Origin of the sequence: Thalassomonas actiniarum, assembly GCF_000948975.2 — a bacterium.
Classification (GTDB): domain Bacteria; phylum Pseudomonadota; class Gammaproteobacteria; order Enterobacterales; family Alteromonadaceae; genus Thalassomonas; species Thalassomonas actiniarum.
Genome location: NZ_CP059735.1, coordinates 4,086,567 through 4,108,722, shown reverse-complemented (window position 1 = coordinate 4,108,722; position 22,156 = coordinate 4,086,567). Strand labels below are relative to the sequence as shown.

The window sequence follows — 22,156 nt, the reverse complement described above, 5'->3', positions numbered from 1 at the left end:
GCTGACGGTCGAAAATGGTCGTCAGCTTTTTAGTTTGGTTAGCTTGATGCTGAATTATTTAGCGTCGGCGCGGCTCATGTATTTTTGCTCGGCGGTGTTAACTTTTACCTTGTCGCCGGTAGAAATGTATTCAGGTACCTGGATGATCAAACCGGTAGATAAAGTGGCCGGTTTAGTACGGGAAGTCGCCGAAGCGCCTTTAATAGACGGGTCAGTTTCAACCACTTCCAGATCAACGCTTGACGGTAAATCAAGGCCTGCCGGTGAGCCGTCTACTAAAATCACCTGGATACCCTGGGTGTTCTCATCAATAAACATCACTTCATCGGCGATGCTTTCTTTATTGAGGTTATAAGGGGTGTAGTCTTCATTGTCCATAAATACCAGCTCATCACCGTCGAGGTAAGAAAACATGGCCTGGCGACGGATTAAATCGGCCAAAGTCAGCATTTCGCTGTCTTTAAAGGTATGGTCTACTTTTGCACCGGTCACCACATCGTACATACGCATGCGGTATAAGCTGCCACCGGCGCGTCCCTGGGGTACAGAGCGCTCGATATCGCGGATAATATAAACACTGTTGTTGTATTCGATAGCGGTATTCTTTTTAACTTCACTCGCCTTTGGCATGAGAAAATTCTTCCTAAAAATTATTGTGGGAGGAAAATACCATGTCGGGGATTTTATGCAAGTGCTTAACTGGGCTGGCATTCATTTCTTTTTGGTTTTTTAATCTTGCGCAAGACAGAAAACAATTATTTGGAATAAGCCTTGCTGGCAAGCGTATTTGAAGGAGGTTTCTCTTTTACAATATTTTTGGATAGAGACTCCCTTTCATGCTTTGCTGAGTGTTTGGATCATAGATAATTAAAGTGCTATAACCCCGATAATTACCTGTTTTAGCTTCATCTAAAACCCAGACTATCCAGTCAGGGAATTCATTATTATTGACCCTGGTGATGGCAACGACTTCCAGGGTAAAACTCCAGTCTTTACTGTTAAAGCTGGCAATCGTTCCACTTGCTGAGGTTTTCCCCGGATACAGGGATTTTAAGGTATGACTATGCTCGCTGCTTGCCCGGTAAAGAGACGAGGGAAATGATCTTAAGTCTAATTGAGTAAGTAATTGCTCGCCCACGGTAGATACATCCGTAGGCACGGGGGAAACGCCACCGGATCGGGATAAAATATCTAGTGCGTCACAAACAAGATATTCAGACTTAACTGTTTGGTTATAAAGAGTTTCATCCAGGTTATGTTTTGTTGCCAGCTTGATATAATCTCGGCAATTTGTTGCCTGGTGGCCGCCTTGATATAAAAGCGGCTTACGTGTCTGGCTTAAACTCGAGGCAAGGTGCTTATAAGCTTCTACTAGTTGTTTATTTTCAATGTAGGGAAGGGCTTCTTCGTTAGTCGCACATGAAAAAAGCAGCGTTAAAGCAGGTAGTAAAATAATTGTGCGTATGCTCACTTAATTTTCTCCAGCAAAGTTGCTTCTTTTTTTCTTCTGGTGGGGTAGACATCGCCAAAGGACTTGAGCAATTTAATAGCCTCTGTCCAGTTCTGGCTGGTAACCGCTTGCCAAAATTTCGGTGTCCTGGTCTTTAATCCCGTACCATATTGGAAAGATACCGATGTTATAACGGTTTGTGCTTGCTCCGGTAAGTCGATGAACTTCTTTTTATTGCCTGGGCTGGTATCATATTTAAACTTTAACAGCTTGATATGTTCATTTTTTACTGCTTTATCGATTTTCTCTGCCTGAGCCGAACTGATGGTTAAAGGAGACTTTTTCAGTAACTCTTGAGCGTCTTTGCCTTGAATGCCTAGATAGGGGTTTAATTGCGTTATCAGAGGAGCTTCTAGTTTTAATGACTTTAGATCGTCTTCATTACGTTGACCCAGATCAAATCCGGTCGCAATGGTAACACCACTTTTACTTACTGAGGCGGCAGGTACATACCCTCGGGTTTTGCTACCCCCTTCAAGCTCACTCAAAAACTGGTAGTCGATTTTTTCCGGCATAGTAATGTCCTTATTACTGTTTGCAAAAGGCTTGGTTAACTGACTAAATATTGTCCTTGTATTTAATGGCAATGATTAGAAAAAAGCAAGCCCAGCTAAGCAAAAGAAATAATGTCATCAGGGAGTATCAATCAGGCAGTGATTGGGGAGTTTTAGCTATCTGGGTATTAAAGCGGGTATATAACAAGAGTTTAAATAAAATAGTTCACAGTTTTTTATTTACCATTTATTATCAGTAGATTATCTTTGCTGCTGTCTCCTCTTGCCACTGAAAGTGGTTAACGCGGCCTAAATGGAATTTATATGAAAAAACAAATCTCTGTTTTTATTGCTTCACCGGGCGATGTCGCCAATGAACGTCAATTGTTTAAAAATACCATAAATGAGCTGAATGCCGGTTTTGGCGATGGTGCCGGTGTCGAATTTATGTCTTTGGGCTGGGAAGATTCCTTGGCATCAACAGGACGGCGCAATCAGGCGGTAATCAATGAGTACATAGATCAATGCGATGTTTTTATCCTGGTAATGTACCGGCGTTGGGGGCTGGCGGCACCGGATGCCAGCCCTTATTCTTCCTATACAGAAGAAGAGTTTCATCGTGCCTTTGGTCGTTGGCGAAAAGGTAAGAAACCGGAAATATTTGTGTTTTTTAAACGCGTTGATGCCGAATCCGAGGGCGATGCTGGTCCACAGCTGAAAAAAGTGATGGACTTTAGAAAGCAATTGGAAGATACCCGGCAAGTGCTGTATCACTATTTCGACGATGAAAACTCATTTGTCGCTGAAATCGATCGCCACCTGCGTGCCTATGCCAAAAATGAGTTATCGGAACCCGAGCCGGAAAAAGAGCTGGTGGTCTTGCCTCTGGCGGCTTTGTCGGAAGTGGAGCTGGCCAGGGAGCTGGCAAAGCAAAAAATAGCGGAAGCCGACCTAGCCCGGAATGCCGAGCAGGCCGCTTTGTGGAAGCTTGAAATGATGCAGCTAGATATTGCTGATGATGCCGCCCGTCTGGCGAAAGTGGGGCAAATTGAGCATGCAAGGCAAAAATTTGCCGAGTTGGTGGCGGAAACAGGGGAGCTAAGGATATTGTCTCTTGCCTATGAATTTTATCTGCGTACCGGCGACTTCGATGCCGCCTTTTCAGCGGCGGAAAAGAGGCTAACGATTAGCGGTCCGGAGGAAAAATCCGCCGAGACAGCCGCTGCTTATGGCAACCTCGGATTTTTGTATCGCACAAAAGGAGAGCTGGCACGAGCCGAAGATATGTACCTGAAATCTTTAGCCATCAATGAAGCATTAGTGTGCAAAGAAGAAATGGCAAATCAATTTGGCAACCTCGGTAATCTGTATCATACAAAAGGAGAACTAGCGCGGGCCGAAGACATGTACCTGAAAGCTTTAGCCATCAATGAAGCGGTGGAACGAAAGGAAGGTATAGCCAATCAATATGGCAATCTCGGAATCCTGTATAGTACAAAAGGAGAACTAGCGCGAGCCGAAGACATGTACCTGAAAGCTTTAGCCATTGAAGAAATGCTGGGGCGCAAGGAAGGTATGGCAAACCAATATGGTAACCTCGGAATCCTGTATAGCACAAAAGGAGAACTGGCGCGGGCCGAAGACATGTACCTGAAAGCTTTAGCCATTGAAGAAGTTCTGGGGCGCAGGGAAGGTATGGCAAACCAGCATGGTAACCTCGGAATCCTGTATAGCACAAAAGGAGAACTGTCGCGGGCCGAAGACATGTATCTGAAAGCTTTAGCCATTGAAGAAGTGCTGGGGCGCAGGGAAGGTATGGCAAATCAATATGGTAACCTCGGAATCCTGTATAGCACAAAAGGAGAACTGGCGCGGGCCGAAGACATGTATCTAAAAGCTTTAGACATTGAAAAGGTACTGGGGCGCAGGGAAGGTATGGCAAACCAATATGGTAACCTCGGAATTCTATATAGCACAAAAGGAGAACCGGAGCGAGCTGAAGAGATGTACCTGAAATCTTTAGCCATAGAAGAAGTGTTGGGGCGAAAGGAAGGGATGGCAAGTGATTACGGTAATCTTGGGATTTTGTATAAAACAAGAGGGGAGCTAGAACGTGCCGAAGATATGTATCTCAAATCCTTAGCCATTGAAGAGGCTCTGGGTCGTAAAGAGGGGATGGCAAATCAATATGGTAATATTGGCAATCTATATGAGATGCGGGGTGAACTTGAACGCTCAGAGGAAATGTATCTAAAGTCTCTAGCCATCAATAAAGTACTAGGGCGTCAAGAGAGCATGGCAAGTGACTATGGTAATCTTGGTGTCTTGTATCAAACGCGAAATGAACTTGAACGTGCTGAAGAGATGTTTCAGAAGTCATTTTTTATTAATGAAGCGCTTGGTAACAAAGATGGGATTGCAAATACTTATTGGAATCTTGGGACTTTGTATAGTATGAAAGGCGATCTTGCTCATGCAGAAGTAATGTATCAAAAAGCATTATCTTTTGCTTTGAGGTTAAACGACCAAGATAGTGTTACGCATGCTTATGGAAAGCTCGGGACTTTATATCAGACTAGAGAAGATCTTGAGCGTGCGGAAGAGACTTACCAAAAGTTATTATCTTTCAATGAGAAGCATGGAAACAAGGATGGGATGGCAAGTGCTTACGGAAAACTAGGTAGTTTATTTATGGCTAAAGGAAGTTTTGATATGGCTGAAAACATGTATCAAAATGCATTGGTTATAAATGAGGAACTAGTTAATAAAGAGGGCATTGCGGATGCATATGGGAATCTTGGAGTCCTACATAACGCCCGAGGTGATTCTGAGTACGCTGAAAAGATGTATCTAAAAGCATTGCTCATTGAAGAGGAACTTGGCCGAAAAGAGGCCATAGTAAATATCTATAATAACCTTGGTTACCTATATAGTACTCGAAGTGATCTTAAACAAGCCGAAGGAATGTATCAAAAGGCACGAGCTATTTTAAAAGTGCCTGGGCATGGTGATTACAGCACAAGAAAACAGGTTTTTATGAGACAAATACTCAAGGATGGACAGGGTTCAGAAATTTCTGCTAAGGGTTCGCAATCAAGTCGTCATGGTGGCAGTAATATCAAGGAACGTCCATGAAACAACGAGATCTTAGTCAATTTAGTAAATACCAAGTCTTTTTGAACTTTCCTTACGATGATTCTTACCTACCATTAGCAACTGCAATGCAGTTTGGGGTTGTTGCTGCAGGTTTGATTCCTGTTTGTGCGAAAGACTTTATCATACCAGATCAGCCAAGGTTGAATATGTTGGTCAATGCAATTAATAATTGTGAGTATTCTGTTCATGATCTCTCCTATTCGAGAGGAGAAGGAGCGATGAATTTTTCTCGTATGAATATGCCTATAGAATCGGGTATGGCTCTTTTTCGTTCTTTGTCAACACAGAGGAGGGAGCATAAATGCACTTTTTTTGTTTCATCTCAAAATGAATATAAAGAGTATGCCTCTGATCTCGCAGGCTTAGATTTTGATTGTCATAAGAATGATGATAGTACTTTGTTGCAACACCTTTTTGATTGGCTTAGGGGGGTGGTTCCTGAGCATTTTTCTAATCCAATTTCTACGTTAGAAGTAATAGAAAAATACAATGAGTATAGAAGCGATTTAAAGCAAATTAATGGAAGCAGCTCTTCTGGTGCACCTACACACCATGAAGCAAGAGAATTTATGTACCAGTTTTGCGAAAAATACAAACTGTGGGATTTTAGGCTATCAAGAATTGGACGTGATGCTTTTCCGGTTCTACCCCTCTCGCAAGTATAAATTTATGGATAATAGAAGCAGTAAAGGGGAAGTTGTGAACTTTAGTCTATTTTATTATTATATAAATAATTTTAATGACTAAGTCACAAGTCTTGGCTGGAATACAAACTCAAAATAGGAAATTTGCTTTCACCAAAAGAGACGGTAATCGACTGGGTCTCATTCCCCTCAAAATGTAACTTGTATTCCAGCGGGCTACGGCGCTTGCCATCGGCGAACAAAGCCATCAGGTGATGCTGCTCCAGCATGCGGTTGCCGGATGAGGTATTGGTCAGGGTGATCACGCTCCAGCGCTCTCCCCGTTCGTTGCTCATCAGCACATAGTTGATGATTTTAAAGTCACTTTCTTTCGGTTTGATATCCCGGTCGTTGGGAAAAGACAAGTGCAACTGATTCGACAGCGAGCGGTCAACCGTTAAGGCTTCGGTGCCGCTTGCCAGGCTGGCAAATGAAAATATGGCTAACAGGGGGATGAGAACTTTAATCATAATTTTTCGGGAATAACCTTAGTCTATTGTTTTTAATCGTTAACTGCTTTAGCCATGCTCATGGATTCATTTCACTCTATCACAGCCAAAATGTGAGTCATCAAATTAATTGTTCGTTTTTGTTTTTTATATTAATAAGAGTTGATTAATGTCCTAATCAACTCCAATCCTGCTTTTAACTGCTGCCGGTTTTTGGCTGCGGTCAGGCTGACACGGATACATTGCGGGAATTGATGGCCTACCGCAAAGAGTGAGGCGGGTACTACGGCAACACCTTGCTGTTGGCAGCTTTGCGCAAAAACATCGGCATCAATCGGTACCGGCAGCCAGATATGGGAGCTGCAGTTTTGCTCGATAAGGCACAAGCTTTTGGCAAAAACCTGGTTAAAAAGCTGATACCTTTGCTTAATTTCCTGTTGCTGCCAGTGAAGCCGCTTACGTGCTGTGCCGTCATTAATCCACTGTTTGGCAATCTCGGCCATTAACGGACTCAGTTGCCAGCTGGTCACATGGGATTCGTTATCCATTTGTTTGATGATGTCATGCTCACCTGCAAGGATGGCAAAACGTATTCCCGGGGCAACGGTTTTGGCAAAGCTGGTGATGAGTACCGAGTGACTTTTTATTGACTCAGATACCGGTGCAGTTCCAGCCAGGGCACCGACCACGAATTCTTCAATAAACAAAATATCGTGGCTCATGATGACTTCAACAAAAGCCTTTTTACGCGCCTCACCCATGCTACTTCCTGTAGGGTTTTGTAAGGTGGGATCAGATACCAATACTTTGGCTTTGGTGGTTCTGATGGCGAGATCCAGCGAGGAGGGCTGCATGCCCTGACTATCCATTTTTATACCGTAGAGCTTTAACCCCAATACCCGGGCCACCGCCTTAATACCGGGAAAGGTCAGTTCATCCACCAACACGGTATCGCCTTTATCACAACAAGTTAACAAGGTGATCAACAAAGCATTTTGTGCGCTGGTAGTGGTGATACAAGCGGTCGGGGAAATGTGATAGTCAAACTCTGCCAGCCAGTTTGCTGCAGCAATTTTCATTTCCTGTAAAGCTTGCGGGCTGTGGTAATTAAGCAATTCACTGACACCGGCTTCACGGTTTAGCATTGCCGTTAAGGTTGTATCAAGGCCGTTATCTGATGGATTCACCGCAGGTACATGGGTGCTGAGGTCGATGAGTTGATTTTGTTTGGTTTGTTTGAGTTCAAACAGGGCGGCCTCTGTGCTTTTCCCTAAAATAAAGGTGCCTCTGCCAACTTCGCCATAAATTAAATGGCGCTTGGTGGCCTCCTGAAAAGCCTTAGTGACTGTGCTGAGGTTGACCCCCAAATGCCAGGCAAGCTGGCGCTGCGGCGGCAGTTTATCTCCTACAGCCAGTTCCCCCGAGCTGATGGCTTTGGCCATCGCCGATACCAGGCGTTGATATAAAGGGCCAGTTTCCTGGCTGAGATCCGGTGACCACATTTTTATTGTCTGCCATACAATATAATTATTGAGCCATACAATTTCGCAAGCTAACATCAAAGTCAACTGATTTAGCGTATTTCACACAACTAAAAGGCCGTTTGCTATTATGTTTAGCCTCAAAGAACTTGAACAATCCACCGAACTTGTCCATCAGCATATTTTACCTACGCCGCAATATAACTGGCCGCAACTGTGCCAGGAGACAGGGTGTGATGTCTGGGTAAAGCATGAAAACCATACCCCGACCACAGCTTTTAAAGTACGTGGCGGTATTGCCTTGTTAAATCACCTTAACAGCCAGGCACAAAAGCCGCAGGGCATAATTTCGGCAACGGTGGGTAACCACGGGCAGAGCCTGGCTTATGCCGGACAAAAGGTTGCTATGCCGGTGACCATAGTGGTACCCGAAGGCAATAATGAGGATCAAAACCGCGCCATTAAGGGATTTGGCGCTAACCTGGTTATTTTCGGCCAGGACTTTGAAGCTGCCAGGCAGCACAGCCTGCAATTACAACGTGAATACGGCTACCAGGCAATAGCTCCCTTTGAGCGGGAACTGGTTTTGGGCGTAGCCAGTTATGCATTGGAATTTTTCTCTGCTGTGCAGGACTTAGACACGGTTTATGTGCCTGTTGGTATGGGCTCGGGGATTTGCGGTTTGATCAAAACCCGGGATTTACTCGGTTTGAAGACAAAAATTGTCGGTGTGGTCTCTGAAGGTGCGCCTACTTTTGCGCTATCTTTTGCGGCGGGCAGGGTGATCCCCACAGACGGCGTGAATACGATTGCCGACGGTGTTGCCACCCGTTCACCGATACAAGCAGCATTTGATATCATCAAGGCGGGGGCAGAGCGCATCGTCAAAGTCAGCGATGATGAAATTGCTTCGGCCATGTACCAGTATTATCAGAAAACCCACAACCTGGCAGAGCCTGCGGCGGCGACACCGCTGGCGGCGCTAATCAAAGAAAAACCGCAAATGAAAGGCAAAAAAGTTGGCCTGATATTAACCGGCGGTAATATCGATTTTGCCCGCATGGTGAAATATGCCAGCCCTTTTTGCCTTAACATGTAAGCAAGAGAGCTAAGCGGCTGTTTAAAGCCGCTTTTATAATAGAGGTTATGCCGGTTTCTTGAATACAAATACAAAACGGTCGGTTTTACCGCGGATGCTGGGGTCAAACACCATTTTGGTGTGGTCGTCATCCGGATTACGCAAGAAGTTACCTTCTTTTTCCAGTTCAAAGCCTGCCGCCAATATTTCTTTTTTGACTATGCTGCTTTGGATGCGGTGCAATTTCGGGTTATGCTCGCCCGGATTAGCTTCCATATCGATCACCACAAAGATACCGCCGGGTTTTAACGCCTGCTTTAACTCTGCCAGTACCGCTTTTCGTTTTGATGCTTCCTGGCCGTAGAGGTCGTGATAGTTAAGCATCATAGTCGCGGCATCGATTTCATTGTTTAAATTAAAGTCACCAAATTCATGTTCAAAGCGGGTGACATTTTTCAGCCGGTTATTATGCAGGCGCTTAGTGATTTCTTTATTAAAACGGCCATCGAGCACGGTGAGGATAAAGTTATTGTTATGCGCCAGTACTTGTCCGGTTGGCCCTACCCGGTGTGAAAGTACTTCGGTGTAATAACCGCCGGAGGCAACCATGTCCAGTACCTTCATGCCCGGCTTGATGCCGGCAAATTGCATGACCTTTTGCGGTTTACGTCCGGCATCACGTTTTCTGTCGGCTTCGGGGCGCGACTCCTGCTGCAGGGCCTTGGCAAAATTCGCTTCATAGTTTTTGTCTGCAAGGGAATGTCCATGTTGAGTATGGGCATAAATCGTGGTGGCCGATAATATTGATGCACTGGCAAGAAATAAAGCTATGTTTTTTAGTTTCATGGACTTAACTCTCCGGTTTTATCGTTGGGGGATTAAAGTTTGTTTGCGGGTAAATGTCGTTGTTGTTGGTGCTCTGATCGCCGTAAAAGTCTGACGGTTGGTGTTTGTCGATAAAATTAATCATGGCCAGCCAGGCGATGAACACCATTAAAAAATTGGCGATACTGATGCCGATAAACAGGCCGTGAAAATCAAACAGCAGGCTGCCAAGCAGGGCCAGTGGCAGCAAGATTAATATCTTGGCATTAAAACCTAAGATGGCGGCGGTGGATTTACAACCCATGGCATTAAAGCAGGACATGGCTACCATCACACAGGCGCTGCCGATAAAACTCAGCGGTACCCAGGTAAGGTAAAAGCTGATGCCCTCTTGTACGGCGATATCCTGGCTGAGCCAGCCACTGATATTGTCTTGTCCAAAAAATAAGGTCAAAGCAACAATTAACTGGGTCAGGATCAGCATAATAAAACTATTGCTGATCAAGGCCTTGACCCGTTTTATTTCTCCCGCCCACCAGTTCGTGGCAATCAGGCCCGGCAGGGAGGCGGTAAAGGCCACGGGGATCAAAAGAGCCAGGGCTTCTATGCGGATCACTATGCCAAAAGCAGCCACTTTATCGGCGCCAAGACCTGCGATAATTAAGGTTAACAGGCCGATACTGAGCGGGGTTAACCCTTGCTGAAATAAGGCGCCGAATCCGATGGCACCAAGTTGTTTAACTGTGTGCAACCAGGCGATTGCCTTTACATCATAACAGGTTATGCTAAACCTGCGCATCAGGATGAAAACAGATATCAAGGCAAACAGAGCGTCGCTGAGCAAATGCAACTGGGCCACTGCCAGCAAAGGATTCTCTTGCCCTGTGCTTACGGCTAAATTCACCGGGATAAGATCATAAAACACGGCCGCGGCCATCAGCATTTTGCTCAACATCCAGCCGCTTAACAGCCCGCTGGCCTGATGAACATAACCCAGGCTGCGAAAGATACCGTTGACTTGCCAGATAACGGCGAGAAAGACCCAGCCGATAAAACGCAGCCGGGCGTATTCATTAACCCAGGGGGCAAGGTCTGGTTTGGCTCCCTGGTGAAAAGAGGCGGGAATTGCTGCGTAATCGACTCCCAGCAGCTGAAATATCCAGGGGGTGAGCAGGTAAAAAACAGCACTGAGCAAGAGTACAAGCGCCGAGTTTACGAGCAGCGCCGCCAGGATATTGTGCTTGAGCGCGCTTTTATCGCTACTGACGGTTTTGCATATCCAGTTATTGGTGGTGATGCTGGCGGCAATAGCCACGGCGGCCAGGGTTATGGTGAGTGGAGCGCTAAAGGCCAATGCCGCCAGTGCCTGGGTGCCTGATTTAGACACCAGGCAGGTTTCCAATAAATCGAAACTCACCAGTAAAAATATTGCCGGCAGCAGGGGCAAGGTCATGGCCAGTATCAGCTGCTTTACCCCGGTATTGAGCATCCAGTGTTGTTTACATTTTTCCATAAAGTAATAGGTCGTCTGTTATTTGCTTATTTTAAGTATTTCAGGCTGTTTTATGGTTGCTTGTTGCTGACCATGGCGGTATTGCTTTTACTGTCCATAGGTTTGATAAATTTCAGTACAAAGCGGTCGGTGGCCTTGTTTTGCATGCTGGCCTCGAAAAAGGCGGCATCTCTGTTATCTTCTTTATTACGCAGTACATCACTGGCGGCGGTTAACACAAAACCTGCCCGGGTAAACATCTCGATCACCAGTTGCTCGTCAATACGGTGCTTGCCTTTAAGGTCGACGGCATCCCTGTCACCACTGCCGGCAACGGCGGCATGATCTATCAAGCCAACGACACCGCCGGGTTTAATGTTGCTGTATAAGGTGTCGATTACCTGCTTCACCGAAGGAGTCATCCAGAAAAAGTCGTGAAAAACCAGCATTAAAAATGCCGCATCCAGTTGCTCCGGGGGCAGGTCTAAAGCATGTAGCTCTTTGTCCCAACGGATCACATTGTTTAGGCGGTTGTTTTCCAGGCGCTGTTTTACCGCTAAATCTGTTTGGAATTGGTAATACTTCTCGGTGTTTTGCATATACACCTGTCCGCCCGGGCCCACTATCCGGGATAAAAGCTCAGTGTAATAGCCGCCACCGGCGAGGATTTCCAGCACTGTCATGCCCGGTTGAACTTCAAACAGGGATAAGATTTCTGCGGGTTTTCTGCGTTCATCCCTGAGTTTATCTTTGGCCGGGCGCTGGTCGTGGTTGATGGCCGAGATAATTGGCGTAGTGGTTTTATCTGTGCTCATCGGGCTGTTTGACTGATTGTTGCAGGCGCTGAGCAATAGCAGGGGAAAAGTGAAGGTAAAGGCTTTGATAAAACTTGTCGTGGATAAGGTCTTTTTGAGCAATGCCGGCATAGTGTTTTTCGTTATTGTTTGGCTATGGATAAGGGGAGCGGACAGGGAGAAAAATTATTTCGCCGGCAAAGTTCTTTTTGTTAAAAGGAGTGTTACAAAGTATGTGATCGGCAACATTCGCCGGGTTTTAGTAACAAATTGCCCTTATTTACTGAGAATGAAGTGACATGACCTAAGGCGAACATCATGGCAACAGGAGGTTTTATTGCTCCTGTTGCCAAAATAAACTTCTAGAAAGAAGTAAACCTTTGCAACTGTTCATTAATGGTTGTAACCGCGGCATTGACTTCTTCCGACATCAGCAACAACTGCTGGCTATTGCCCTGGTTGGCGTTGGTGTTGTCGGCGATATTCATCACATTTTGATTGATATGTTCACTGACCGAGGTTTGTTCGTTGGCGGCGCTGGCCACTTGCTGGTTCAGGGCCTGAATACTGGTGATGGAATCGGCAATGGCATCTATCATAGTATTGGTTTCCCCGGCAATGTGCTCACTGGTTTCGATACTGATATTGCCTTGCTTGATGGTCTCTACCGCATTTTTCGCCCCCGACTGCAATTGCTCGATCATGTTATTGATTTCCTCGGTCGACTCCTGAGTACGGCTGGCCAGGGTACGTACTTCATCGGCCACCACGGCAAAACCCCGGCCCTGTTCTCCGGCCCTTGCTGCCTCTATGGCGGCATTAAGTGCCAGTAAGTTGGTTTGCTCGGCAATACCGCGGATAACATCGAGTACGCCGCTGATATTCTGGCTGTCTTTTTCCAGGCTGTTGACTACGGTGCTGGCTTCATTCATGGTTTTGGCCAGCTCTGCCACCGATTGCATATTGTCATTGACCATTTTCCGGCCCTGTTCGGATTGTTCAGTGGTGGTATCTATTTGCTCCGAAGTACTGTTGGCAAGATTGGACATCTCCTGGGAGGTCGCGGTCATTTCGTTGATGGCGGTGCTTACCTGATCCGTTTCTGCCTGTTGCTGGCTGAGGGAGTTTTGTGATTCTATCGAAATAGCTTCCATAGCCTGGGTATTGCTGCTGAGTTGTTTAACCTGGAAGCCTATTTCTTTGAGTGAGCCTTCCAGCTGGCTGACGAACTGGTTAAAGGCCCGGGTAATGGCTCCTATTTCATCATTGGAGCTTTCATCCAGGCGCTGGCTTAAATCGCCATCGCCCTGGGCAATATCTTTTAATGCTGCGCTGACACTCCTCAGGCGGTTTGAAATCAGGCGGCTGAACATAAAGAACAGCAGGCTTACCGTGACGACCAGCACGGTTAAAATCATGCCGCCGATAGTGAAATTTAATGCGCTGGCTTCTTTTATCTGGCTGGTGATCGGTACTTGTACCTCAAGTACGCCCCGGACATCGTTTAATTTCCAGTCGACTTTCGGGCTGTCGGGGTGGCTGTTGTGGCAGTTGACGCAGCCTTGCTGCGACATGGTATCGGCAACGGCGACGCGGACAAAAGGTTCGTCATTAATGATATCCCGGCTGACATAGACCTGGTTCGGGTTGTTATTTAAGGCACTCCAGGCTTTTTGGCCAAAGTCATCAAGTTGGCGGCTTTTGCGCAGCGGAAAGGGATAAGGGCTATAGAGTTTGAGTGCCAGGATGCCTTTTTGGGAAAACTCATTGCTGATATCGTGGATAAAGGTGGCTGGCAACGGGATCTTACTGGCATCGTCTTTGTGGTAGAAGTGGGGTTTCAAATCCGAGCCCGCCAGTACTTTTTTCACCACGTTTTTGGTGTAATAACCGCGAATGGTTTTATATTGCCTGACCGTGCCTTCGGCTGACTCCACTGCGGCTTTCACGGCGTTGCCTTCGGTAATATAAGGCACATAAAAGAATAAGGCAATGATTACTAAGGTAAAAATCGCCACCATAGGGGCAAATAACCGGGTACTTAACTTCTCTATATAGCTAATGGCCACCGTATTATCCTCTATCATTGCTGCAATGAGTTAAGTGTAGAAAATAACAGGCAAAATAAAAGTTTTCCCCGGATATGGGCTTGAGGGCAATTAAAGGTATTTTCCGGCGTTAAACAGCAGGTAAATCAGTGGAAAGTTTTGTTGATTACGGCTGATTACCTAAGGAGGGAGCAAGGGAAATAAAATTAGCTGGGCAAGCACCCAGCTAATAGATAAAGGAAGGCTTATTGAATAAATTTAGCCTCTGTGGGATCGCAAACGACAATGGTTTCCAGCTCCGGGCTTCTGGTGCCGCCTGCCACTTGAGGAGTCATGGCCGCAGGGATGGTTTTATTGTCTTTTGAAAGATTTTTTAGTTTCTTTTTATTTAATTTTAGTTTCATTGTTATCTTCTTCTTTTTATGAGTTTTTCTGCAGGTGATCCTGCTTTTTCAGACTAACAGAGCGAAATAAAATGTCAACAAATGTGAACGATTTTGTTAAATATATGGTTTTTGGTTGGCTTTTTGCTATTTTTATCCCCGGCAGGTAAAGCTGCCGGGTACTTCCTCATGCTGTTAACGGAGCCTTTGCAGCTGATCACGGCTAAAATATTTCATGCGATGGACCTGCCATGTACCTGCGGTTTTTTTGCACATGCCGAAGCGAAAAGTAGGGAGCATACCGGGCCAGTGGTAGCGCAGATCGCTAAACCAGACGCAGGTTTTTTCCGAGCGGCTGTTGTAGGCATAAAAGACCGGGTACCTGGTAAAGTCCCTAAAAGCGGTGAATTCCTTATTTTGCCAGACGGCTTCGGCGTCGGCTTGCCAGTCAGGGTTATCGGGCATAATAGGGTAACGGCGCCAGCTTATTTCCCGGGGAAGTTGATAGCTGAGGTAGTCTAAACCTGACCCTGATAACTTACTGAGTTTATTGCCAATAATATCATCGGCTAATTTCAGGTAAGCTTGCTTAAAGCCCGGGCCATCAGGCTTAATGAGCTGCCAGTAAAGCGGGGAAAAGGGTTGGGGCACTAATATGCCTGCTTGTGAGGGAACAGTTATGCGGTTGTTTGTTGCATTATTCTCCGATACGGGGAGGCGGTGATAGACAGTAGATTTAATGATCAACACCAGGGCGAGGTAAGCAAAAGGGATGAGACAAACATATGCCCGGTAGGTTTTATCGCGCCAGCGAATCAGCAAAACCAGAGCAGCTACAATAGTCGCCGTGAAATAGATATCGATGACAAAAAGCAGATCCCAGCTGATCTTAACGTCCAGTAAAGGCGAGAACCAGCGGGTGCCGTAGACCGTCAGGCTGTCGCTGATGATATGAGATAAAATGGCGCTCAGGCTTATCCAAAAGAGCAGTAACCCTTGCCCTGACCAGATGTTATTGCGCTTAAAATATTGCTGCAAGGCTAAGGTCAGCAGGTAGGCCCATAACGGGGCTAAAAAAATGGAATGGCTATGGGCCCGGTGCCAGTAGGCAAGGAATTCCAGCGGATCTAAGGGAAATAACAGGTAATCGATATCCGGGAGAATGGCGGCCAGGGCGCCGAGCATCGCCTTTTGCTGCCAGCCGGGTGTTTGCGCCTCCTTGTCCACAGCGGACGGGATCAGCTGGGCGGTACCTGCGCCTATTAACATATGGGTTAAAGTATCCATATGAACTCATTGCTTTTTTAGCGGCTTGCCGGTCTGGACAGCCGGGTAATTAAGGACTCTGCCCGGGAAACCTTGCTTATCAACCGGGTAAGTAACGCCCGTGTTGCCTTATGCTTTTCACTGTTATCAAATAAGAAAAAGCAAAAACTAGCCAGGTAGGCCTGAGTGACGGCAACTTCATCAATAACCCTGTTGATCCCGGTATAACTGCGCCCCGAAACATGCAGCAGCCATTGCACCGTCCGGCTGATACGGGTGATGCCGTGGGCCTGCAAGTGGAAATGCCCGGGTTCTAATTTATAGGCAAGTATTTCCCGTACCAGTTTTTTATTGGGGGCCAGGTTTTCAAACCAACACATGATGGCAGCAACTAAACCTTCATCCCCGGATAGAAAATGCCCGGTAGAGCCTGCCGTTAACATGGCGTCGTCCGCCCGGTTAAATAAGGCCTCGGCGATATCATCTTTGGAGCGAAAGTGGCTTTTTATCTGGCCAAGATCACAGTGCAGGCTGGAGGCAAGCTCAAGCAGGCTGAAATTTTCCCAGGAGCTAAATTGTGCCAGTTCGATGGCTTTATCGATGATTTCTTGCGGATCCGGGCATTGGCTGAGCATAATAAATATCTCAAAGAAGCGGGTACCAGTATATGTTATAGCAAGCTGGCTTGATAATGCCTTATCTCACATAGATAAATAAAGTTTGCAATACCGGGTGGGTGTTAGTTTTACAAGACGATGAAAAGTGCGGGGATTAATTTGCACAGCAATAATCATCAACTAAACTTTTCAAATCCAAGCAGTTATCTGAAACTAATTGGCGGTAAAACGTTTTGGAAAGGATTCTGGCGTTAACCCGGGGTTGTCTCGCTTAAGGCTTCAATAAGCGGGCAATCGCAGAAGAGCAGGATAAGGATATCTGCAGTCACCTTCCTTTTATATTCTTCATGCCAAGTGATAGCAGGGCAGACACCAAGATCCGGATGAACTAAGCATTGTACTTGCAAGTGGTACCCTTGCGGCGAGCACAAGGGGGAAAAGTATAGTGTGATGATTTAAAACAGGTAAAAAGTGCCGGGATGCATCAATGCAGCTTTGGCGGTTTTTATTAGGGAAATTAATAACCAGGCCACATTACGGCCCATAAGGATCCCCATGAGTTTATACCATCATCTTGATATCTCCAATGCCGAAGAATTGCTTCAGCATGGTAATTTGGTTATTCCGAAAAAGGTCCATAAAGATCAGGACTGGACACTGGAACAGCTGCAGGAGCATTTACAGTGGGCGGTGGATATCGAGCTTTATACCATACCTTTTTATATGGCGGCCATGTACTCCATTAAAGACCAGGGCTCTGAAGCCCGTCGTTTGTTGCGCTCTGTGGTTAATCAGGAAATGCTGCATATGCAGTGCGCTGCCAATATCGCCAATGCTTATGGTACCGAGCTGGTGATCCGGGCGCCGAGTTATGGCGGCAAGGTACCGCACTTGGATTTTGCCCTGGATACGCCGAACCCGACAGAAATTTATACCCCCTACAGTACCGCTATCGGTCCTTTGGACGTTGAGCGTATCAATACCATGTGCATTATTGAATATCCCAACTGGCAGTCCTGTGCCCGGGAAAGTAATGGTAATACCGATGAATACGGCTCTATCGGGGAGTTTTACCAGTCGGTCAGCCAGGGGGCAAGAGTGCTGGCGGAATTTATTCAGGGTAATGTCCGTCAGGTGGGACATTTTAGCGCCCTTTATCCGGGGGTTGCTTCGATGACCATTACCCAAGACGGCAAAGCCGGTTTGGCTCAGGTTGAATCTTTGATCAATTTGATCGTCGACCAGGGAGAAGGCCTGACAGAGAAAAAACAATATGTCGCAACCAAGTACCAAAACCAGATTGATGATCTGCAACCTAGCTGGGATCATTTCGAAAAATTCAGCTATCTCAGGGAGCAGGCCTTGCCGGAAACTTACCCCTTAAGTTTTGGCAATGACCGCAGCCGGGAAGTACAGCAAATCTTGCTCAAACATTTTGGCGAGTTTCTGGTGGCCATGAATACCGTGTTCCGCGGCGGCGAGGCACCCGATTTTGCCGCCATCATGTACAAGGTCGGAGGCGCTATCGCCGCCTGTTGGGAAAATGGCGCCTTGCCGGTTTTCTCTAAAGTCAGCACTTCATCAGGAGCACAATCATGAGCCAGTTTACCTTTAAAATTCATCCTTCTATCGGTATCGCCCGTGTTGGCAACAGCCAGGAATACTTCTTAGCGCCTGAGTCCATTGCCGCCATGCCCCAGCCGGGCAAAGACGGTGATACCACTATGGGGGGTCTGCCCATTCGCCCCGGCACAGAAGATACCATCATTAAAAGCAGTGAGCTTAGGGATAAAGACGGTGCCTTTAAACGCCAGGCGGCGCGTTTTCGTATTTTTGCCTACCCGGACTCGGGTATAGATACTTACCCGGCTAAGGGCGGGCAAGAAATCACCATAGGTGCTGTGATAGACGGGCGTGAAGTAGCTGATATCGTCTGGACCGTACACCTGGCAAATAAAAAATCCAGCTGGTTTGCCAATGACGACGACCATGGTGTGGTCGCCTATGAAAACGGCAATACCCCGACATTACGGAATTTGCGTGAAGGTTTAGATCCCTATAATACCAGCCGTTTGCGTAAGCTGGTGATTGATGCCGGTCCGCGTGCGCTTAGCGGGACAAATGCCCGCACCTGTTTTGATACCTGCTCTGAGCCAACTCGGGGCCAGGGGGCAGAAATCCTCACTGTTGCCGATTATCCCAAGTCCTTTCCCGGCATGCATTTTGATCAGTTGGAGCAGCCCCAGGGGCCGATCGAGTCTTTGGGGGAAATGAATACCGATGACAAAGGGCGGCTTATTGTCGCCGGCGGACACGGTAAAAGCGCCGGTTGGCCGCTGGATGAAAAGGATGTTCCCGTGCCTATTAACGGCCCGGTCAATAATGACCAGTGGTTTGACGATACGTCCGACGGCCCGGTGACTGCCACCCTGGTTTTTAAAGACGGCAGCACCCAGGAAACCTTCGGTGCCTGGCTGGTGGCCACCGATCCCAGTTATGCGCCGCAAACCTTGAATGTGGTTTCCCTTTATGATGAAGCTTATGATATTTTCCTGCGCAAACTGGCGCTGGCGCCGGAAATTTACCGGGACGGGCACTTTATTGGGGAATACCGCCCGGCCTTTGATGATCATATTAAACCTTTGTTCCGCGCCACCGCGCAGCAGCTGTGGAATGCCTACCTGCCCAGCTTTGCCATTGAAGCCCATAAAGAGGTCGATGCCATCACGGCCGACGATAACCCGGATGAAACCATCATGGCGGGGCTGGCTTATGTGCGCCGGCCCAATCCCGGCACCGAAGCAACCTGGAAAGGGCAATCGGTTGATGTCGGCGCGCCGTTAATGCCGCTGGCCCTCGGGGATTCCAGCGCCGCCGGCGGTAAAGCGTTTTTAACCCCGACCCTGAGTCAATATCACTTTTTACATTGCTGGTCGAACAAGCGTTACGTTAAGCAAACGGCAACACCTTTGGGGGCAGGGGAATACCTTGACCGCGCCAGCTTGCAAAACTGTCTCGGCGGCCGGTTCAGCCCGGGCATAGACATGACCTGGATCATCCGGGAAACCAGCATGTATATCCAGAACTGGCAGCAGGGAGCCGGACCGTTTCGTATCAAGCATAAGCCCCTGGATTATCAGCATATCCAGAGCCAGGGGGCGGGGCACAGGGAGCCGTTTTTAACTCTGGGCTGGATCCCGCGTCACGAAACGGTGGAAAACTTAGGTCTGGAGCCGGGAGATGCCACTAAGTTTATGGCGTTGCCCTGGCATGCCGATTATAACTCCTGTGCCATCCACCAGACGTCGCCGAACAAGCAAGACTCAGAGGCCTTGTTCTGGTCCTGGCCGGCGCAGCGTCCGGTGACGGTTTATTCTGCCGCCGACTATAACCATGAAGACAATGAACTGCCGGCGCAGCGTTACTCGGTGCGCGGTCCGGGGACTTATCCCGGGGTGAACAGTCCGGATGATAAACATGATCTCGCCAATGCCGGACGTTTCTGGGATTACCGCCAGATGCTGAGCCAGTGGCAGGACATCGGCGTTGTGGTGCAGGGCACGGTTATTGATGACGGCAAAAATTATCCCGACGATGTCTATCTGGAAGTTCAGAGCAGGCTGGAAGACGGACCGGAAGAACTGGCGGATCCCACCCCCTGGCCTTTGTTTGGCGGCAATGATACCGCCACCCGTAAAGACAAATGAGTGGCCCGCTCTATGATGTGGTGATTGTTGGCGGCGGCCCGGCAGGTTGTGCCACCGCCATTGCCCTGCATCAGCTTGGCATCACCAAAGTTGTGGTTGTTGAAGGCAGTGATTATTCCCGGGTGCGTATCGGCGAAAGTATTCCCCCCGATACCCGGGGCTTGTTTTCCCGGTTGGGATTGTGGCAGGCGTTTGCGGAACAAAATCACCAGCGCTGTTTAGGCAGTTATTCCAGCTGGGGCAGCGATAACCTGGGTTTTAATGATTTTCTGTTTAATCCCAGGGGGCATGGCTGGCATCTTGACCGTTTGTCGTTTGACCGTTTTCTGGCGGATGAAGTGATGTCACGCGGCATGGATTTTTTATCCGGGGCCAGGTTTCATCAGCTTAACCGTAACCGAAAAAAGGGGGTTATCAATATTGCTTTCACTGAGGGAAAACCCGGGAAAAAGCAGCAGTTAAATTGCCGTTTTGTGGTCGATGCCAGCGGCCGCTCGGCAAGCGTGGCACGGTGTTTCGGTGCCAGATTCAAAACCCAGGATAACCTGGTTTGTGTCGCCGGTTTTTTCCATCGCCAGGAACTGGAGACGGACCTGGCATTGCAGCACATGACCTTGCTCGAAGCGGTAGAGCATGGCTGGTGGTACAGCGCGCACTTACCCGGAGATCGCATCATAGCCGCCTTTGCCAGTGACGGTGATATTATTTTGCAGCAGCGGCTGAAACAGCCCGAAAACTGGCATCGGGCATTGGCGCAAACCCGCCACCTGAGCACAGCATTGTCTCCGGCAAAGCTGCCTTTAAGGCTGCATACCTGGACGGCGCCTTCGGCGCTGTTAAATCCTCCGGCAGGTGAAGCCTGGCTGGCGGTGGGGGATGCGGCGAGCTGTTACGATCCCATTTCTTCCCAGGGGATATATAAGGCGCTACTCGGGGGGCTAAATGCAGCGCCCGCCATTGCCGGCTGGCTAAAAGGAGATAGCAGGCCGTTGGAGCACTACCGGCAAAGTGTCGGCGAAGCATTTATTCATTATCTTGAGCAGAGGGCGTATTTTTATCAACTGGAGCAGCGCTGGCCCCAGGCGGCTTTTTGGCAAAAACGCCGGATAGCTTGCGGCCTTTATCAAGGTGAGGCTGCCACAGCGGTGACATAAGCGATGGTTAAATAAATCTGCAATTGGTTTGCATGGAGAAAATCCTCAACTAAACTTTTTAAATCCAAGTAGTTAGTTCAAAACTATTTTGACTTTTTAGTTTGGCAGTAAAGCGTTTTGAAAGGATTCTGGCGTTAATTCAAGCGGTTATTTAGCTAAAGTAACTGATTTTTGAAACAAATGATAAGGACATCAGCATTTGCTGATCTTTGGCGGTATCTCCTGGCTTCATGCCGTATTTCCTGATTATTTGTCTGTCTGGCTCCTGTACAACTGTTTTTACCGTTTACTAACTCAATGAAGCGAAGATTTTACGCCACAAGCAGGCTGTAAGGTCTTGATAAAACACGGGAGAGTATCATGACACGCATTCCATATCTGGATAATGAAATTGGCCTTAGCGGCGAGGCGCTGCAGGTGTCTGAGTATATTAAAGCGAGCCGGGGTAATGTGATCGGTGTATTTGCCTTATTGCTTAATAGCCCTAAGGTGGCGAAACTGGTGGCAGATCTCGGTGCCTACCTGCGTTTTGACTCCATCTTGCCTCAGCGCTTAAAAGAGCTCACCATCATCACCACCCTAAGTGAAAATGCCTGTCAGTTTGAGTGGTCTTTTCACCAGGAGTTTGCCCTGCAGGCGGATATCTCGGTGCACACCATGGAAGTGATCAAGTACAAAAAACCTTTGTATAAAAATGGCCGGCCCACCGAGGATAATCACGGACTGGCTTCCGGAGACGGCGACCTGATCACTTACGTGCGAGAGCTCAGCAACAATAAGCGGGTAAGCGACAAGTGTTTTAATAAGCTCAGGCAGGCGTACAGCACAGAGCAGATCACGGAGATAACCGCCTTAATTGGTTATTACACTATGGTGGCCTGTCAGCTCAATGCCTATGAATTACCTGCGGCGCCGGGTAAACCCAGCTTACCGGAGCCTCAAGTGCCCGAGATGCGGCAAACAATGGCAGAAGAAATGCAAAATAATATGACCGAGGCATAAGTAAGGCAAGAGCAAGA

The 22,156-nt window shown here is 47.6% G+C and carries 19 protein-coding genes; 7 read left to right on the top strand and 12 right to left on the bottom strand.

Going from position 1 to position 22,156, the window contains the following annotated elements:
• Positions 1-54 precede the first annotated feature (54 nt).
• The 3 genes from efpL to SG35_RS17825 form a co-directional block, all read right to left on the bottom strand.
• Positions 55-630, bottom strand: a complete 576-nt coding sequence (gene efpL, locus SG35_RS17835; protein WP_044833925.1) for an elongation factor P-like protein EfpL — start codon at positions 628-630, stop codon at positions 55-57.
• A gap of 175 nt (positions 631-805) precedes the next feature.
• Complete coding sequence (locus SG35_RS17830) at positions 806-1,471, bottom strand: hypothetical protein (protein ID WP_044833924.1); 666 nt, start codon at positions 1,469-1,471, stop codon at positions 806-808.
• A complete protein-coding gene (locus tag SG35_RS17825; RefSeq protein ID WP_044833923.1) occupies positions 1,468-2,025 on the bottom strand; it encodes a pesticin C-terminus-like muramidase in 558 nt (185 codons plus the stop codon). Before SG35_RS17825 ends, SG35_RS17830 begins: the two co-directional genes overlap by 4 nt.
• A 303-nt stretch (positions 2,026-2,328) precedes the next feature.
• Here SG35_RS17825 and SG35_RS17820 point away from each other — a divergent pair, with 303 nt between their 5' ends.
• Together SG35_RS17820 and SG35_RS17815 are read left to right on the top strand one after the other, a co-directional pair.
• Positions 2,329-5,139, top strand: coding sequence for a tetratricopeptide repeat protein (locus tag SG35_RS17820; protein WP_053043172.1), 2,811 nt, complete (start codon positions 2,329-2,331; stop codon positions 5,137-5,139).
• The gene (locus tag SG35_RS17815; RefSeq protein ID WP_044833922.1) at positions 5,136-5,825 is read left to right on the top strand and encodes a hypothetical protein; all 690 of its coding nucleotides are present in this window, start codon (positions 5,136-5,138) and stop codon (positions 5,823-5,825) included. The genes SG35_RS17820 and SG35_RS17815 overlap by 4 nt, the downstream gene beginning before the upstream one ends.
• Before the next feature lie 83 nt (positions 5,826-5,908).
• On the opposite strand, the gene SG35_RS17810 is transcribed toward SG35_RS17815, so the two are convergent.
• On the bottom strand, positions 5,909-6,313 hold the full coding sequence (locus SG35_RS17810) for a hypothetical protein (RefSeq protein ID WP_044833921.1): 405 nt from the start codon (positions 6,311-6,313) through the stop codon (positions 5,909-5,911).
• 131 nt (positions 6,314-6,444) lie between these two features.
• Positions 6,445-7,794: an aminotransferase-like domain-containing protein gene (locus tag SG35_RS17805; protein ID WP_044833920.1), complete on the bottom strand. Its 1,350-nt coding sequence runs from the start codon at positions 7,792-7,794 to the stop codon at positions 6,445-6,447.
• Between the two features lie 109 nt (positions 7,795-7,903).
• Here SG35_RS17805 and SG35_RS17800 point away from each other — a divergent pair, with 109 nt between their 5' ends.
• Positions 7,904-8,872 (top strand): threonine dehydratase, encoded by a 969-nt coding sequence (locus SG35_RS17800; RefSeq protein ID WP_044833919.1) that lies wholly within the window; start codon positions 7,904-7,906, stop codon positions 8,870-8,872.
• Positions 8,873-8,917: 45 nt separating this feature from the next.
• On the opposite strand, the gene SG35_RS17795 is transcribed toward SG35_RS17800, so the two are convergent.
• The 7 genes from SG35_RS17795 to SG35_RS17765 form a co-directional block, all read right to left on the bottom strand.
• Positions 8,918-9,697, bottom strand: coding sequence for a class I SAM-dependent methyltransferase (locus SG35_RS17795; RefSeq protein ID WP_053043171.1), 780 nt, complete (start codon positions 9,695-9,697; stop codon positions 8,918-8,920).
• A 4-nt stretch (positions 9,698-9,701) separates the two neighbouring features.
• The gene (locus SG35_RS17790) at positions 9,702-11,189 is read right to left on the bottom strand and encodes an MATE family efflux transporter (protein WP_044833918.1); all 1,488 of its coding nucleotides are present in this window, start codon (positions 11,187-11,189) and stop codon (positions 9,702-9,704) included.
• Positions 11,190-11,239: 50 nt separating this feature from the next.
• A complete protein-coding gene (locus SG35_RS17785; RefSeq protein ID WP_053043170.1) occupies positions 11,240-12,094 on the bottom strand; it encodes a class I SAM-dependent methyltransferase in 855 nt (284 codons plus the stop codon).
• A 230-nt stretch (positions 12,095-12,324) separates the two neighbouring features.
• A complete protein-coding gene (locus SG35_RS17780) occupies positions 12,325-14,031 on the bottom strand; it encodes a methyl-accepting chemotaxis protein (protein WP_053043169.1) in 1,707 nt (568 codons plus the stop codon).
• A gap of 224 nt (positions 14,032-14,255) precedes the next feature.
• Positions 14,256-14,414, bottom strand: a complete 159-nt coding sequence (locus SG35_RS17775; protein WP_160298318.1) for a hypothetical protein — start codon at positions 14,412-14,414, stop codon at positions 14,256-14,258.
• Between the two features lie 174 nt (positions 14,415-14,588).
• Positions 14,589-15,680, bottom strand: coding sequence for a metal-dependent hydrolase (locus SG35_RS17770; RefSeq protein WP_044833917.1), 1,092 nt, complete (start codon positions 15,678-15,680; stop codon positions 14,589-14,591).
• Between the two features lie 17 nt (positions 15,681-15,697).
• On the bottom strand, positions 15,698-16,294 hold the full coding sequence (locus SG35_RS17765) for a TetR/AcrR family transcriptional regulator (RefSeq protein WP_044833916.1): 597 nt from the start codon (positions 16,292-16,294) through the stop codon (positions 15,698-15,700).
• Positions 16,295-16,831: 537 nt separating this feature from the next.
• Here SG35_RS17765 and SG35_RS17760 point away from each other — a divergent pair.
• From SG35_RS17760 to SG35_RS17745, 4 genes are all read left to right on the top strand, one after another.
• Positions 16,832-17,875, top strand: coding sequence for a ferritin-like domain-containing protein (locus tag SG35_RS17760; RefSeq protein ID WP_053043168.1), 1,044 nt, complete (start codon positions 16,832-16,834; stop codon positions 17,873-17,875).
• The gene (locus SG35_RS17755; protein ID WP_044833915.1) at positions 17,872-19,983 is read left to right on the top strand and encodes a LodA/GoxA family CTQ-dependent oxidase; all 2,112 of its coding nucleotides are present in this window, start codon (positions 17,872-17,874) and stop codon (positions 19,981-19,983) included. The genes SG35_RS17760 and SG35_RS17755 overlap by 4 nt, the downstream gene beginning before the upstream one ends.
• Entirely contained in the window at positions 19,980-21,137 is a 1,158-nt protein-coding gene (locus SG35_RS17750) for an FAD-dependent monooxygenase (protein ID WP_044833914.1), read from the top strand. Before SG35_RS17755 ends, SG35_RS17750 begins: the two co-directional genes overlap by 4 nt.
• Before the next feature lie 360 nt (positions 21,138-21,497).
• Entirely contained in the window at positions 21,498-22,139 is a 642-nt protein-coding gene (locus SG35_RS17745; RefSeq protein ID WP_044833913.1) for a carboxymuconolactone decarboxylase family protein, read from the top strand.
• Positions 22,140-22,156: the final 17 nt, after the last annotated feature.

Bases quoted from the DNA above. Each gene is read 5' to 3' on its own strand.
- efpL (WP_044833925.1), bottom strand. From the start codon at position 630: ATGCCAAAGGCGAGTGAAGTTAAAAAGAATACCGCTATCGAATACAAC.
- SG35_RS17825 (WP_044833923.1), bottom strand. From the start codon at position 2,025: ATGCCGGAAAAAATCGACTACCAGTTTTTGAGTGAGCTTGAAGGGGGT.
- SG35_RS17820 (WP_053043172.1), top strand. From the start codon at position 2,329: ATGAAAAAACAAATCTCTGTTTTTATTGCTTCACCGGGCGATGTCGCC.
- SG35_RS17815 (WP_044833922.1), top strand. From the start codon at position 5,136: ATGAAACAACGAGATCTTAGTCAATTTAGTAAATACCAAGTCTTTTTG.
- SG35_RS17810 (WP_044833921.1), bottom strand. From the start codon at position 6,313: ATGATTAAAGTTCTCATCCCCCTGTTAGCCATATTTTCATTTGCCAGC.
- SG35_RS17805 (WP_044833920.1), bottom strand. From the start codon at position 7,794: ATGTGGTCACCGGATCTCAGCCAGGAAACTGGCCCTTTATATCAACGC.
- SG35_RS17800 (WP_044833919.1), top strand. From the start codon at position 7,904: ATGTTTAGCCTCAAAGAACTTGAACAATCCACCGAACTTGTCCATCAG.
- SG35_RS17795 (WP_053043171.1), bottom strand. From the start codon at position 9,697: ATGAAACTAAAAAACATAGCTTTATTTCTTGCCAGTGCATCAATATTA.
- SG35_RS17790 (WP_044833918.1), bottom strand. From the start codon at position 11,189: ATGGAAAAATGTAAACAACACTGGATGCTCAATACCGGGGTAAAGCAG.
- SG35_RS17785 (WP_053043170.1), bottom strand. From the start codon at position 12,094: ATGCCGGCATTGCTCAAAAAGACCTTATCCACGACAAGTTTTATCAAA.
- SG35_RS17775 (WP_160298318.1), bottom strand. From the start codon at position 14,414: ATGAAACTAAAATTAAATAAAAAGAAACTAAAAAATCTTTCAAAAGAC.
- SG35_RS17770 (WP_044833917.1), bottom strand. From the start codon at position 15,680: ATGGATACTTTAACCCATATGTTAATAGGCGCAGGTACCGCCCAGCTG.
- SG35_RS17765 (WP_044833916.1), bottom strand. From the start codon at position 16,294: ATGCTCAGCCAATGCCCGGATCCGCAAGAAATCATCGATAAAGCCATC.
- SG35_RS17760 (WP_053043168.1), top strand. From the start codon at position 16,832: ATGAGTTTATACCATCATCTTGATATCTCCAATGCCGAAGAATTGCTT.
- SG35_RS17755 (WP_044833915.1), top strand. From the start codon at position 17,872: ATGAGCCAGTTTACCTTTAAAATTCATCCTTCTATCGGTATCGCCCGT.
- SG35_RS17750 (WP_044833914.1), top strand. From the start codon at position 19,980: ATGAGTGGCCCGCTCTATGATGTGGTGATTGTTGGCGGCGGCCCGGCA.
- SG35_RS17745 (WP_044833913.1), top strand. From the start codon at position 21,498: ATGACACGCATTCCATATCTGGATAATGAAATTGGCCTTAGCGGCGAG.